This is a genomic window from Mucilaginibacter sp. P4_E8 (assembly GCF_056401495.1).
Genome location: NZ_JBFUJG010000033.1, coordinates 1 through 13,407, shown reverse-complemented (window position 1 = coordinate 13,407; position 13,407 = coordinate 1). Strand labels below are relative to the sequence as shown.

The 13,407-nt window shown below is 42.7% G+C and carries 12 protein-coding genes; 7 read left to right on the top strand and 5 right to left on the bottom strand.

The window, feature by feature from the left end; all coding sequences use genetic code 11:
* Positions 1 to 11: 11 nt before the first annotated feature.
* A complete protein-coding gene (gene fusA / locus AC1DRQ_RS14360; RefSeq protein ID WP_477425404.1) occupies positions 12 to 2,123 on the top strand; it encodes an elongation factor G in 2,112 nt (703 codons plus the stop codon).
* 131 nt (positions 2,124 to 2,254) lie between these two features.
* Positions 2,255 to 2,560 (top strand): 30S ribosomal protein S10, encoded by a 306-nt coding sequence (gene rpsJ, locus AC1DRQ_RS14355; protein WP_022830652.1) that lies wholly within the window; start codon positions 2,255 to 2,257, stop codon positions 2,558 to 2,560.
* A 298-nt stretch (positions 2,561 to 2,858) separates the two neighbouring features.
* Here rpsJ and AC1DRQ_RS14350 read toward each other — a convergent pair whose 3' ends face one another.
* The 4 genes from AC1DRQ_RS14350 to AC1DRQ_RS14335 form a co-directional block, all read right to left on the bottom strand.
* Entirely contained in the window at positions 2,859 to 4,004 is a 1,146-nt protein-coding gene (locus AC1DRQ_RS14350) for a redoxin domain-containing protein (RefSeq protein ID WP_477425403.1), read from the bottom strand.
* A gap of 203 nt (positions 4,005 to 4,207) precedes the next feature.
* The gene (locus tag AC1DRQ_RS14345; protein WP_429400433.1) at positions 4,208 to 4,618 is read right to left on the bottom strand and encodes a VOC family protein; all 411 of its coding nucleotides are present in this window, start codon (positions 4,616 to 4,618) and stop codon (positions 4,208 to 4,210) included.
* A gap of 124 nt (positions 4,619 to 4,742) precedes the next feature.
* Complete coding sequence (locus AC1DRQ_RS14340) at positions 4,743 to 5,090, bottom strand: MmcQ/YjbR family DNA-binding protein (RefSeq protein WP_477425402.1); 348 nt, start codon at positions 5,088 to 5,090, stop codon at positions 4,743 to 4,745.
* A 60-nt stretch (positions 5,091 to 5,150) separates the two neighbouring features.
* Positions 5,151 to 6,692 carry an acyl-CoA carboxylase subunit beta gene (locus tag AC1DRQ_RS14335; protein WP_429400431.1) on the bottom strand — a complete coding sequence of 514 codons (1,542 nt, stop codon included), beginning with the start codon at positions 6,690 to 6,692 and terminating at the stop codon, positions 5,151 to 5,153.
* Positions 6,693 to 6,798: 106 nt separating this feature from the next.
* Between AC1DRQ_RS14335 and AC1DRQ_RS14330 the strand changes: the two genes are divergently transcribed.
* From AC1DRQ_RS14330 to can, 5 genes are all read left to right on the top strand, one after another.
* A complete protein-coding gene (locus AC1DRQ_RS14330) occupies positions 6,799 to 7,131 on the top strand; it encodes a hypothetical protein (RefSeq protein WP_477425401.1) in 333 nt (110 codons plus the stop codon).
* 78 nt (positions 7,132 to 7,209) lie between these two features.
* Positions 7,210 to 8,814, top strand: a complete 1,605-nt coding sequence (locus AC1DRQ_RS14325; RefSeq protein WP_477425400.1) for a SulP family inorganic anion transporter — start codon at positions 7,210 to 7,212, stop codon at positions 8,812 to 8,814.
* Between the two features lie 8 nt (positions 8,815 to 8,822).
* Positions 8,823 to 9,545, top strand: a complete 723-nt coding sequence (locus AC1DRQ_RS14320) for a carbonic anhydrase (protein ID WP_477425399.1) — start codon at positions 8,823 to 8,825, stop codon at positions 9,543 to 9,545.
* A gap of 297 nt (positions 9,546 to 9,842) precedes the next feature.
* The gene (locus AC1DRQ_RS14315; RefSeq protein WP_429400427.1) at positions 9,843 to 10,589 is read left to right on the top strand and encodes a YoaK family protein; all 747 of its coding nucleotides are present in this window, start codon (positions 9,843 to 9,845) and stop codon (positions 10,587 to 10,589) included.
* 26 nt (positions 10,590 to 10,615) lie between these two features.
* Entirely contained in the window at positions 10,616 to 11,278 is a 663-nt protein-coding gene (can, locus tag AC1DRQ_RS14310; RefSeq protein WP_477425398.1) for a carbonate dehydratase, read from the top strand.
* A gap of 159 nt (positions 11,279 to 11,437) precedes the next feature.
* On the opposite strand, the gene pruA is transcribed toward can, so the two are convergent.
* Entirely contained in the window at positions 11,438 to 13,075 is a 1,638-nt protein-coding gene (pruA, locus tag AC1DRQ_RS14305; RefSeq protein ID WP_477425397.1) for an L-glutamate gamma-semialdehyde dehydrogenase, read from the bottom strand.
* Positions 13,076 to 13,407 lie beyond the last annotated feature (332 nt).

Here is a 13,407-nt window from a genome sequence, read left to right as displayed (position 1 = left end):
ACCAACAAAGAATGTCAAGAGATCTAAGATATACAAGAAACATAGGTATTGCCGCTCACATTGATGCCGGTAAAACTACCACTACCGAGCGTATCCTTTATTACTCGGGCGTGAGCCACAAAATTGGTGAAGTGCACGAAGGTGCTGCAACAATGGACTGGATGGCGCAGGAGCAGGAACGTGGTATCACCATTACATCTGCTGCTACAACAGTAAACTGGAAATACAGAGGTCATAACTACCATATCAACATTATTGATACTCCGGGACACGTGGATTTTACCGTTGAGGTAAACCGCTCCCTGCGTGTATTAGATGGTTTGGTATTCTTATTTTCGGCAGTTGATGGTGTTGAGCCACAATCAGAAACCAACTGGAGACTTGCAAATAATTATAACGTTGCCCGTATAGGTTTCGTTAATAAAATGGACCGTTCAGGTGCCGACTTTTTAAATGTTGTAAAACAGGTAAAAAGCATGTTAGGCAGCAACGCTGTACCACTTCAATTACCTATTGGTGCTGAAGAGCATTTTAAAGGTGTTGTTGATTTAATTAACTGGAAAGGTATTGTTTGGAATGAGCATGATAAAGGTATGACCTTTACCGAAGTGCCTATCCCTGAGGATATGATCGAGGAAGCTACCGAGTGGAGAGAGAAATTATTGGAATCAGTAGCTGATTATGACGAAAGCCTGATGGAGAAATTTTTTGATGCTCCTGAAACAATCACTGAGCGCGAAGTACTTGATGCTTTACGTAAAGCTGTTTTAGATGCTAAAATTGTTCCTATGGTTTGCGGTTCATCTTTCAAAAACAAAGGTGTACAAACCATGCTTGATTACGTGATGGAATTATTGCCTTCGCCAATGGATGTTGAAGGTATTGTAGGCCACCACCCTGATACAGGCGAAGCAATTTTGCGTAAGCCATCAGAAAAAGAACCATTTGCAGCATTAGCGTTTAAAATTGCAACCGATCCTTTCGTAGGTCGTTTGTGCTTTATCCGTGTATACTCAGGTAATTTGGAAGCTGGTTCATATGTACATAACATGCGTTCAGATAATAAAGAGCGTATTTCACGTATATTCCAGATGCATGCTAACAAGCAAAACCCTATACCTAACGTAGGTGCAGGTGATATTGCAGCGGTAGTAGGCTTTAAAGATATTAAAACAGGTGATACTCTTTGTGATGAGAAACACCCGATCATTCTTGAGTCAATGAATTTCCCTGAGCCGGTTATCGGTTTAGMTATTGAGCCTAAAACACAGGCCGACGTAGATAAATTAGGTATAGCTTTAGGTAAATTATCTGAAGAGGATCCTACCTTCCACGTAAAATCAGACGAAGAAACCGGCCAAACTGTAATTTCAGGTATGGGCGAGCTTCACCTTGATATCATCATGGACCGTTTGAAACGTGRGTTTAAAGTAGAAGTTAACCAGGGCGCGCCACAAGTTGCTTACAAAGAAGCGATCACAGGCACCATTCAGCACCGCGAAACTTACAAGAAACAAACCGGTGGTCGTGGTAAATTTGCCGATATCCAGGTTATACTTTCGCCAAACGATGAAGGTAAGGAAGGCTTACAGTTTGTGAATGAAATTAGCGGTGGTTCAATCCCTCGTGAGTTTATTCCATCTGTTGAAAAAGGCTTTAAAGCTTCTATGGATAATGGTGTATTAGCAGGCTTTCCTTTAACCAGCTTAAAAGTAAGGTTAATTGATGGTTCATTCCACGCGGTCGATTCAGATGCGTTATCTTTCGAGTTAGCTGCAAAAATGGCTTACCGTGAAGCATTGCCAAAATGTAAACCGGTATTGCTTGAGCCGATCATGAAAATTGAGATCCTTACCCCTGAAGAAAACATGGGTGATGTAATCGGTGACATGAACCGTCGTCGTGGCCAGCTTTTAGGTATGGATTCACGTGCAGGTGCACAGGTTATTAAAGCAACTGTACCACTTTCAGAAATGTTTGGTTATGTAACTCAGTTACGTACCATCACTTCAGGTCGTGCTACTTCAACCATGGAGTTTGATCACTATGCTGAAGCACCACGTAACGTACAGGAAGAAGTAGTTGCCAAAGTAAAAGGCAAAAAAGCTGCTGCTAACGCGTAAATAATTTTGAATTAGTGAGTTAGTGATTTATCGAATAAATAAAATCACTAATTCGCTAATTCATTAATTCAATAAATAAAAATCAATTACCCTAATAAATAGCTCTTAGGGTGATTTAAAAACAAATTAACATGAGCCAAAGAATCAGGATCAAATTAAAATCTTACGATTATAACCTGGTAGATAAATCTGCCGAGAAGATCGTAAAAACAGTAAAGCCAACAGGCGCTGTAGTTAGCGGACCACTTCCGTTACCAACCGAAAAGAAAATTTTCACTGTATTACGTTCACCACACGTAAACAAAAAGGCACGTGAGCAATTTCAATTATGCTCATACAAGCGTTTATTAGACATTTACAGCTCGAATTCAAAAACTGTAGATGCCCTGATGAAACTTGAATTGCCAAGTGGAGTTGAAGTGGAAATCAAAGTTTGATAGACGCCCGGCCCACTGAAAGGTGTGGGACAACATAAAAAAAAGACCATCCGATAACGGATGGTCTTTTTTTGTTTGAATCAGTTCCCTCTCTCCACGCGTCATTGCGAGGCACGAAGCAAGAAGCCCCCTCTCTCTAAATCTCCCCCAAGGGGGGAGACTTTAAAAAGTATTTAAAAGCCCTCTCCTTTGGAGAGGGTTGGGTGAGGCTTCTTGCTTCGTGCCTCGCAATGGACGCGTGGAGGTAAAGACTTACGAAGTTTTAAAAACTTCGTAAGTCTCACTCAAAACCTAAGTTTTACTTTGTTGGTGCGTCAAATAACTCAGCCAGTTTACTGTTCAGGCCTTCGCTCCTCAGGTCCTTGGCAACGATTTTTCCGGCAGGGTCTATCAGGAAATTGAAAGGGACGCTACGAACCCCATATTGCAGCGCTACTACGTTATCCCAGCCCTTCAAATCCGACACCTGTGTCCATGTAAGCTTGTCGTCTGCTATGGCCTTCATCCAGGCGTCCTTTTTGCCGGGATTATCAAGTGATACGCCTAATACCGTAAAGCCTTTGTCTTTATACTTGTTATAAGCGGCAACTAAATTAGGGTTTTCCTCACGACACGGGCTGCACCAGCTTGCCCAAAAATCAACCAATACATATTTACCTTTAAAATCAGATAACTTTACAGCTTTTCCCTCGGGAGTAGTTTGCGTAAAGTCAATTGCAGGGTTGCCAATCTTGGTTCTTGAAGATGAAGCCAATAAAACGGGGATACTTTTCCCAATCTCCGTATTTTTTAATTGGGCCGAAAGATTTTGATACGCCTGGGCAGCTGCTTCCGTTGTTTTGGCCCCTGCTGCTGCCTGTTTTATAGTTAAGAGGCTCAGGTATGAATTAGGATGAGTTTTTGCAAATTCTGCTCCTACCATATTTAAATCCTCCATGTATTGCTTTTCTTTGCCTATCATCGTTTGAACGGTGTGGCCATCGCCTTTTTGCGAGTCTGTTAGCGCAGCAAATTCTTTGTCTAAAGCATCCAGCCTATCTTCAACGGGCTTACGCAAAGCTTTCCATTCCGTGTATTCTTTATTTATGAGCGACCCGCTAACAACAATGTGTTTAAGGGAATCTGTACCGTTAAGGTATATTTTACCGGCTTCAACATAAAAGCGAAATATGTCCAGATTCTCGCCCCGAACAGCTTTACTCACTAAAGGATTTTTGTTAAGGTACAGGGATGCCTGTGAAGGGTGGGCTAAAACGCCGGTAAAATGGAATTTACCACTCTGTACATTGGCAGAGTCACTCTTTGTTTGATCATCCAACTGGTAAAACAGATACACTTTATCTCCATTCTTTAAACCTTTTACAGTACCATTAATGTTAAAAGTTTGCTGTGCCATTAACACCATTGGCAGCAAGCCGCAGATAAGAAAAAAAAGTTTTTTCATGCTGATTTTTTAGTAAATATACTTTTTTCCGTTTTTAGTATAAACTATAAAAAGTAACATTGCCCAGTGAGTCAATGTTACTTTTTAATATCAGCAGTAATAAACCAGTTTTATACAAACATATTGGTTAACAGATTCTTCACTCCGCTCAGAATAACAAAAAACAGGTATTCTAAACTCCCCCTTTAGGGGGCTGGGGGGCCTTACATTTGCTGAGGTACTGCGCTCATATCCATATATGCAAATTCCCACAGGTGACCGTCAAGATCCTGGAAACCATGCCCGTACATCCAGCCATAATCCTGTTTATCGTTTGGTACAGTGGCACCTGCTGCCACAGCCTTACGCACTATCTCATCAACTTCTTCCCGGCTATCCGCCGAAATACAATTGATGGTTTCGGCTACTTTGGTAGCATCAGCGATCTCTTTTTTAATGAATGATTTAAAGAAAGGTTCGGTCAGCAGCATAAAAAATATGTTATCGCTAATAACCAACGATGCACCCTGCTCGTTGGTGAACTGGGGATTGAAGCTATAACCAAGACTGGTAAAAAATTCGATCGATTTGTTAAGGTCTTTAACTGGTAGGTTTACAAAAATTTGAGTTGCCATGATGTTTTAATATTAGATGTTTATTATTTAAATGTCTGATACAAACATACTGCCATTAACAAAAAGCGATGAGGTGTAAAAACGACAAATTAAGGGTAAATCAAGACAGCTTGCCGCATAACATCTATAACCCTATTTCCTTTTTTATTTTCCCCGGCAGCTTCTCTGCAATCAGGCGGTATGATTGTTTGATATAAAACTCCCATTCGTGATGGGTTAAACAGCCGATATCAGCAATATGCACCCATTTATAACGCCCTATATAAGCCTGGGGCGAAAAACATTCCTTTTGCAAGGTTTCTTCAAAATCCTCATCCGGAACCTTTACGGATGCCGTCGCCGGTACGCTATCGGGGCCGGTAAACAAAAATGTTTTGCCACCCACATTAAAACACAAATGATCGCCAAGCTTAAGATCCTCAGTTACGCCGGGTAGCTGCATGCAAATGGTTTGAATGATTTCTATGGTCATAATCTTTATTCTTTCAGCCTGTCCTTTATCTTTTGTCTATCTATCCTTTATCTTTCTCTCCTACAAAGGCATATTTCCGTGTTTTTTCCTGGGGTTGTTCACAACCTTATTTTCCAGCATTTTGAAAGCCTGTATCAGTTTTATACGCGTTTCCGCAGGTTCTATCACTTCGTCAATAAAACCGCGCTCCGCGGCACGGTATGGGTTAGCAAAAGTGTCTGAATACAGTTGCTCCATTTCCCTCCACTTGGCTTCTTTATCCTCGGCCGTGCTTATCTCACGCTTAAAAATAATTTCGGCAGCACCTTTAGCGCCCATTACGGCTATCTCTGCCGACGGCCAGGCAAAATTCATATCAGCGCCTATGTGTTTAGAGTTCATCACGTCATAAGCGCCCCCATAAGCCTTGCGGGTGATCACCGTAATGCGGGGCACCGTAGCTTCGCAAAAAGCATACAGTAGTTTGGCTCCATTGGTTATAATAGCGTTCCATTCCTGGTCGGTACCGGGCAAAAATCCGGGCACATCCTCAAATACCAGCAGCGGTATATTAAAGCTATCGCAAAAGCGCACAAAGCGCGCTGCCTTAATTGATGAATGAATATCAAGCACGCCCGCCAAAAATGAGGGTTGGTTGGCAACAATACCAATGCTCCGGCCGGCAAGCCTGGCAAAGCCTACCACAATATTTTCAGCAAAATCCTTATGTACCTCCAGGAATGATCCGGTATCAATTACATGGTCAATGATCTCGCGGATGTCATAAGGTGTTGAGGCTATTTCGGGCAGCAGCGTATTAAGCTCGGGTCTAAATTCATTTTGTATCTCGTAGGGTAAAGCCGGCGCCCTGTCTTCACAGTTCTGGGGCATATAGCTTAGCAGCGCTTTTATGTTTTGGATGGCTGTAATTTCATTGGCACAGGCAAAATGTGTAACGCCCGATTTAGTGGCATGAGTAGTTGCACCACCCAGTTCTTCGGAAGTTACAACCTCGTGGGTAACCGTTTTTACCACATTTGGTCCGGTAACAAACATGTAGGAAGTATTCTCCACCATCAAAATAAAATCGGTTATGGCAGGCGAATACACCGCGCCACCAGCGCAGGGCCCCATAATGGCTGATATTTGCGGCACCACACCTGATGCCATGGTATTGCGATAAAAAATATCCGCGTAGCCCCCTAAAGATACCACACCTTCCTGAATGCGCGCCCCACCCGAATCATTGAGGCCTACTACCGGCGCACCGTTTTTGATAGCCAGATCCATGATCTTGCAGATCTTTTCGGCGTGGGTTTCTGACAGCGATCCGCCAAAAACGGTAAAATCCTGCGAAAAAACGTAAACCAAACGCCCGTTTATAGTACCGTAACCGGTTATTACACCATCGCCGGGGTACTTTTCCTTCTCCATCCCAAAATCGGTTGAGCGATGGGCAACCAGCATCCCTATTTCCTGGAACGACCCATCATCCATCAAAAAATGTAAGCGCTCCCGCGCGGTAAGTTTCCCTTTTTTATGCTGACTTTCAATACGTAACGTGCCGCCACCTTCAAACGCCTTCTGGCGTTTTTCTCTTAATAATCCGAGCTTTTTATTCACAATTCAGGTTGTTTGTAATAGGTTAAAAATAGTAATTAAATTGTAAGATTACTTTAAAACTGCATTGTGATACATTTTTGGAACGCTTTTTTATATATTTGTAATAATGAAGATCAGGAATTTCAAAATACTGATAGTGGCAATGTTCATGGGTGTCTTTATATTAAAGATGGCCATATCACTTGCGCCTGTATTTTTATATCTTGATAATAAAACCGTAAGCGCGGTTATTCTGCAGCTTGAGCAGGAAAGCAAAACCGAAAAAGACACACCTGATAAGGATACTTTTAAGGAAAAAAAAGGTTTTGATGCCTATGATCTGCACAGTATAGCCTTTATTACATTTGTTGTAGAAACCAATGTACTCCATAACCGGGAACATTGTTTATACAAACAGGCATATCACCCGGTAGTGCCCACGCCCCCGCCCAACGTTTAAATGATTAACCGGATACTTCCCTATCCGGATCGTAACGCTTTACAATTCATTTAAATTTTCATTCAAATTATCGATCTTATGCAAATTAAGCAAGGTGGCTTTGCCGTGGGCAATCTCAACCTAAAAAAATATTTTTTACCCAAAAACTTAAAAAGAGACCTTCCATCAAGTATTGTTGTATTCCTGGTAGCATTGCCGTTATGTTTAGGCATTGCACTGGCATCAGGCGCGCCGTTGTTTGCCGGTGTGTTAACAGGTATTATTGGAGGTATTGTGGTTGGTGCGTTAAGCGGTTCGCAGCTTAGTGTAGCCGGGCCGGCAGCCGGTTTAACCGTTATTGTGTTAAACGCCATAACAAGCCTTGGGACATACGAAACATTTTTGCTTGCGCTTGTACTGGCCGGTATTTTCCAAATGTTACTGGGTATATTAAAAGCGGGGACTATAGCCAACTATTTCCCCTCATCGGTTATTGAAGGTATGCTTGCCGCTATCGGTATCATCCTCATCATGAAGCAATTTCCTCATGCCGTTGGTTATGATGCCAATTTTGAAGGCGACGAACGCTTTAGCCAAATAGATGAGCACAATACTTTTTCGGGTATAATGCAGGCATTTTCCAAGATCAATTACGGCGCTGTTATAATAGCCGCAGTTTCTTTACTGCTGATGATCTACTGGCCGAAGTTTAAAAAGCTGGCCGTTGTGCCAGCGCCGTTATTGGTTGTTTTGGCGGGCATAGGTTTAAGCACGGTATTTGCCGGCACCGGTTTTGAGTTGCTTGATAAACAATTTGTGCGCATACCCATAGTAAACAGCAGCAGCGAGTTTTTTGCCCTGTTCAAATCGGCCGATTTTAGTGCTATAGGTAATAAACAGGTTTGGATAACCGCATTCACCATAGCAATAGTAGCCAGTTTAGAAACCTTGCTTAGTTTGGAAGCTGTTGATAAGATTGACCCGATAAAGCGTATATCACCCACCAACCGCGAACTGGTAGCCCAGGGAATTGGCAACATTACCAGCGGTTTATTAGGCGGCTTGCCCATGACAGCTGTAATTGTACGTTCATCGGCCAATGTTAACGCCGGCGGACGTACCAAAATGAGCACCGTGGCACATGGCGGACTATTATTGATATCATTGCTGTTTATCCCTGTGCTGATTAACCTTATCCCGCTATCATGCCTGGCAGCTATACTGCTCATGACAGGGTATAAACTAACCCGCATTAGCTTATTTAAACACATGTGGCATATGGGTCTCAGCCAGTTTATTCCGTTTGTGGTAACTATTGTGGCTGTGGTATTAACCGATCTGCTGATAGGTGTAGGTATAGGTATGCTGGTAGGTGTATTTTATATACTGCGTACCAATTTGCGTAACCCTTATTTTTACCAGATAGTTAAAAACGGCGATAAAAATGTGATCAGGATAAGACTTGCCGAAGAGGTTTCATTTTTAAATAAAGCCGCTATACAAGTCACGCTGACCAGTTTGCCCAAAGGCTCAGACGTGATCATTGATGGTTCCAATTCGCGGTATATTGACCCGGATGTACTGGAGATCATCCACAATTACAAGCACAATGCCTACACTAAAGGCATCATTGTGCAATTACATGAAATAAAGGAACAGTACGATGTACCTCCTTTAAAAGAATTAATGTATAACCCTAACTAAAAGAAAACATGGCTCTTATAGAAGAAAAAAAGAATGGCAAACCCGCCATTGACACCAGTAATTTAAAACTGGCCCAAACCGATAGCTACAACGCGTTGTTACGTGGTAATAGCCAATGGGTTGAACTCAAATTAAAAGAAGACTCAGAATATTTTAAAACCCTGGCAAAAGGCCAATGCCCACAAATATTATGGATAGGCTGCTCAGACAGCCGTGTGCCTGCCAACGAAGTAACCGGCACCAAGCCAGGCGAAGTGTTTGTACACCGCAACATTGCCAACGTAGTTGTACACTCAGACATGAACATGCTGAGCGTGCTTGATTATGCTGTTAATGTGCTTAAAGTAAAACATGTGATAGTAGCAGGCCACTACGGTTGTGGCGGTGTTGCAGCGGCCCTGAGCAATAAACAATTCGGACTGATAGATAACTGGTTGAGGCATATTAAAGATGTTTACCGCCTGCACAGTCACGAACTTGACCGTATTACCGACGAAACACAGAAACAAAACCGTTTGGTTGAGCTTAATGTGAGCGAGCAGGTATATAACCTTTGCAAAACCTCCATAGTTCAGAATGCCTGGATGGAGCGTCATGACCTGGAAGTTCATGGCTGGGTGATTGACTTAGGCACAGGCCTGATCAAGGATTTGAAAGTAAGCAGCAGCAGTCCGCATAATTTAGGTTATGTATATGCGCTGGACAGTATTGAATCTGTAGCCCAACATTAAGTTGTATATATAAAATCCCAGACCCTCTCCATACCTGTGTATAGAGAGGTTTATGTTTGGTTTGCCCCGGTTCGTGAAAATGGCCGGGGTTTTTTGTTGTAATAAAAGCAGTCGTGCTGAACTTGTTTCAGCATCCCACAGGACAGTTAAACCGGTATACGATATACCTTGCATGTGGGATCCCGAAATAAATTCGGGATGACTTTATTTTATCATTTAATCAAATTATACACTTAATACCTAATCCTACAAATTTTATTCTATTTTTATCCTGCTGCAAATAAGCAAGGATATTTTATGCTGAGACAATCAAAAGAAGCACGTACCCTAAAAGAAAACTTATTGCTGGCATCATCAACCGCATTTGTATCGGGCGTAACCAACGTGGCGGGCATGATTGCCTTTTTGGCCTTTACCTCCAACATTACCGGCCATGTGGCTACCCTGGCTAAACATATAGTGGAGCAAAATTTTGGCGAGATAGTAGTATTTGTTATTTGGCTGCTGATGTTTTTTGCAGGGGCTTTTATATCAAACTTTATTATTAAATCGCTGGAGCATAAAAGCCGTTACCGGGCGCACTCTATCCCTATTATTATTGAAATATTGCTGCTGCTGTTTGTTGCCATTTACGGGCATAACTTTTACAAGGAAACCCAAACGGAACGTGAAATAGTTATTGGGGTGATCATTTTTTCGATGGGATTACAGAATAGCCTGGTATCAACCATTTCGGGCGGATTGATCAAATCAACCCATTTAACCGGTTTGTTTACTGATCTTGGCGGTGATGTATCTGAATGGCTGCACCCCAATGTAGCAAAAACAGATACTATCAGGAATAAGATATATGTGCGCCTTACGGTGCTTTCCTTTTACTTTTTAGGCGGAATTATGGGTGGTTATTTTTTTAACCTGTATGATTTTGCCATTTTTTATTTTATACCATTAATTTTGCTTACCATTTTATATTATGATCTTTCGCCTGTTGCGCTGCATAAAATATCCCGGATATTTTGGGCGGGCAAAAGCGGATCGGTTTAAAACATCTAACAATATTAAATATACCTATGTGCGCTAAAAAAGACATTCACGATACCAGCCATATAACTTATGAAAGTTTGCTGGAAGGTAACAAGCAATTTATTGAGGATACCCTAAAATTAGACCCTCATTATTTTGAAAAGCTGGCCAACGGCCAAAAACCACCTGTATTATGGATTGGCTGCGCCGATAGCCGGGTGCCAGCCAACCAGATCACCAATACGGCACCGGGCGAAATATTTGTTCACCGCAATATTGCTAACATGGTTATCCACTCTGACATGAACATGCTGTCGGTACTGGATTATGCCGTAAACGTGTTAAAGGTAAAACATGTAATTGTAACGGGACATTATGGCTGTGGTGGTGTTATAGCAGCTATGAGCAACCAACAATATGGCCTGATAGATAACTGGCTGCGCCATATAAAGGATGTATACCGCCTGCACGCCGATGAACTGGACGCCATGGAGGATGCTCAAAAACGTACCGACCGCCTGGTTGAGTTAAACGTGGTTGAAAACGTTTATAACCTTTGCAAAACATCTATCGTGCAAAATGCCTGGGCAAACGGACAGGAATTAGGTGTACACGGCTGGGTTTACAGCCTCAGTACCGGTATTATAGGTGATATGAACGTAAGTACCTATAACAACGAAAACATGGATAACGTGTTTAGGTTTAAGTAGAAGCCCAGCCCCCTCTAAATCTCCCCCTGAAAGGGGAGACTTTAAATAAAAAGCGATGAATAAATAATATTCATCGCTTTTTTATTTTACCCCCCATCATTCAAGAAAGGGTTTGAGAAGGTCATGTTTTACCCTCCCCCTTTAGGGGGCCGGGGGGCTTTAAATTTCCTTACCCAAAAACGGGTACCTGTAATCCTTCGGCGGATCAAAGGTTTCTTTAATGGTGCGGGGCGATACCCAGCGTAACAGGTTGATCATAGAACCGGCCTTATCATTTGTACCTGATCCCCGGGCGCCGCCAAATGGCTGCTGACCTACTACTGCACCTGTTGGCTTATCATTAATATAAAAATTTCCGGCCGCGTTGCGTAAACGGTAAGTTGCCTCGGCAATAGCATACCTGTCCTGCGATATAATAGAGCCTGTAAGCGCGTAGATGGATGTTTTATCTACAATGTTAAGCACCTCATCAAATTGAGCATCCTCGTACACGTAAATGGTTAATACGGGGCCAAAAAGCTCTTCGCACATGGTTACGTAGTATGGATCATCAACTTTTAACACGGTAGGCTCTACAAACCAGCCCTTGGTTTTATCATAGTTGCCACCGGCAACAACTTCAACACCTTCGTCGGCTTTGGCAGCATCAATATATTTAGCCAGTTTATCAAACGATATTTCACTGATCACGGCATTGATAAAATTCTCAAAATCCTCAACCGGACCAATTTTAAACGACGTGATATCACGCTGCATATTGGCCTTTACCGCAGGCCATAACGATGCCGGCACATAAGCCCTTGAGGCAGCCGAGCATTTTTGTCCCTGGTATTCAAAAGCGCCGCGAACAAGCGCGGTACTTACCACATCGGCATTAGCGCTTGGGTGGGCCAGTACAAAATCCTTACCCCCTGTTTCGCCAACAATGCGCGGATAGGTTTTAAATTTATGGATGTTGGTACCAATAGTTTGCCAAATGTTCTGGAACACTTTGGTTGATCCGGTAAAATGGATCCCTGCAAAATCAGGGTGATTAAATATTACCTCGCCGGCAACGGGGCCATCAACGTATATCAGGTTGATTACTCCATCAGGTACGCCTGCTTCTTTAAATACCTGCATTAGCACATTGGCAGCAAATATTTGCGTGTAGGCTGGTTTCCATACAACCACATTGCCCATCATAGCAGCAGATGTTGGCAGATTACCCGCAATAGCGGTAAAGTTAAATGGTGTTAAGGCAAATATAAATCCTTCCAGCGGGCGTTGTTCCACACGGTTCCAAACACCTTTGCCCGATATTGGGGGTTGTTGCTGGTAAATTTCGGTCATATATTGCACGTTGAAGCGCAAAAAGTCAATCAGCTCACAAGCCGAATCGATCTCGGCCTGGTACGCGTTTTTTGATTGACCAAGCATAGTAGCCGCGTTCACTTTGGCACGGTACGGACCCGCAAGCAAATCGGCTGCTTTTAAAAATATGGCGGCACGTTGCTCCCAGGGTAAATTTTCCCAGTTGGCTTTGGCTGCTAAAGCTGCATCAATGGCAGCGGTAACATGACTGGCATCACCTTCAGAAAAAGTGGCCAGTAAATGTTTATGATCATGTGGCGGACGGATCTCCAGCTTATTGCCGGTACGTACTTCTTTGTCGCCGATGTACATAGGTATATCCAGTTGTTGAGCGCGGGCTTCGTCTAAAGCAGCCTTAAGCGCTACACGTTCCAAACTGCGCGGGCCATAGTTTAAAACCGGCTCGTTTTGCGGTGGCGGAACATTAAAAAATCCTTTAAGCATAGATGGTGATTTATGTTGCCGCAAAGATAGGAATTTTGCAGGGATGGGGAATTGACTGGGTGTCAAAATATGGATACTTTAAAACAGTTCAATACCGCTATGGCCGCGGGGCCTTTTACTTTTGTCGCAACAAAAGTAACAAAAATGCTTTTTTCTTTTTAGGCTTCTTTGCCGCACAGGCCTTTGCCCTGCCTTTGGTCTTATCAATAGTTTTTTAAGATTATTGTTATTGTTGAAATGGGGGTTCCAAGGGGGGTTAAGAACTAAAAACTTTGTGGAGAACGTTATTAAAAGGCAGGGTGAACTTATTTGCCCTATAGTCTGCCGGACTA

Bases quoted from the DNA above. Each gene is read 5' to 3' on its own strand.
- AC1DRQ_RS14320 (WP_477425399.1), top strand. From the start codon at position 8,823: ATGGCTCTTATAGAAGAAAAAAAGAATGGCAAACCCGCCATTGACACC.
- AC1DRQ_RS14345 (WP_429400433.1), bottom strand. From the start codon at position 4,618: ATGGCAACTCAAATTTTTGTAAACCTACCAGTTAAAGACCTTAACAAA.
- AC1DRQ_RS14340 (WP_477425402.1), bottom strand. From the start codon at position 5,090: ATGACCATAGAAATCATTCAAACCATTTGCATGCAGCTACCCGGCGTA.
- AC1DRQ_RS14315 (WP_429400427.1), top strand. From the start codon at position 9,843: ATGCTGAGACAATCAAAAGAAGCACGTACCCTAAAAGAAAACTTATTG.
- rpsJ (WP_022830652.1), top strand. From the start codon at position 2,255: ATGAGCCAAAGAATCAGGATCAAATTAAAATCTTACGATTATAACCTG.
- AC1DRQ_RS14350 (WP_477425403.1), bottom strand. From the start codon at position 4,004: ATGAAAAAACTTTTTTTTCTTATCTGCGGCTTGCTGCCAATGGTGTTA.
- can (WP_477425398.1), top strand. From the start codon at position 10,616: ATGTGCGCTAAAAAAGACATTCACGATACCAGCCATATAACTTATGAA.
- AC1DRQ_RS14325 (WP_477425400.1), top strand. From the start codon at position 7,210: ATGCAAATTAAGCAAGGTGGCTTTGCCGTGGGCAATCTCAACCTAAAA.
- AC1DRQ_RS14330 (WP_477425401.1), top strand. From the start codon at position 6,799: ATGAAGATCAGGAATTTCAAAATACTGATAGTGGCAATGTTCATGGGT.
- pruA (WP_477425397.1), bottom strand. From the start codon at position 13,075: ATGCTTAAAGGATTTTTTAATGTTCCGCCACCGCAAAACGAGCCGGTT.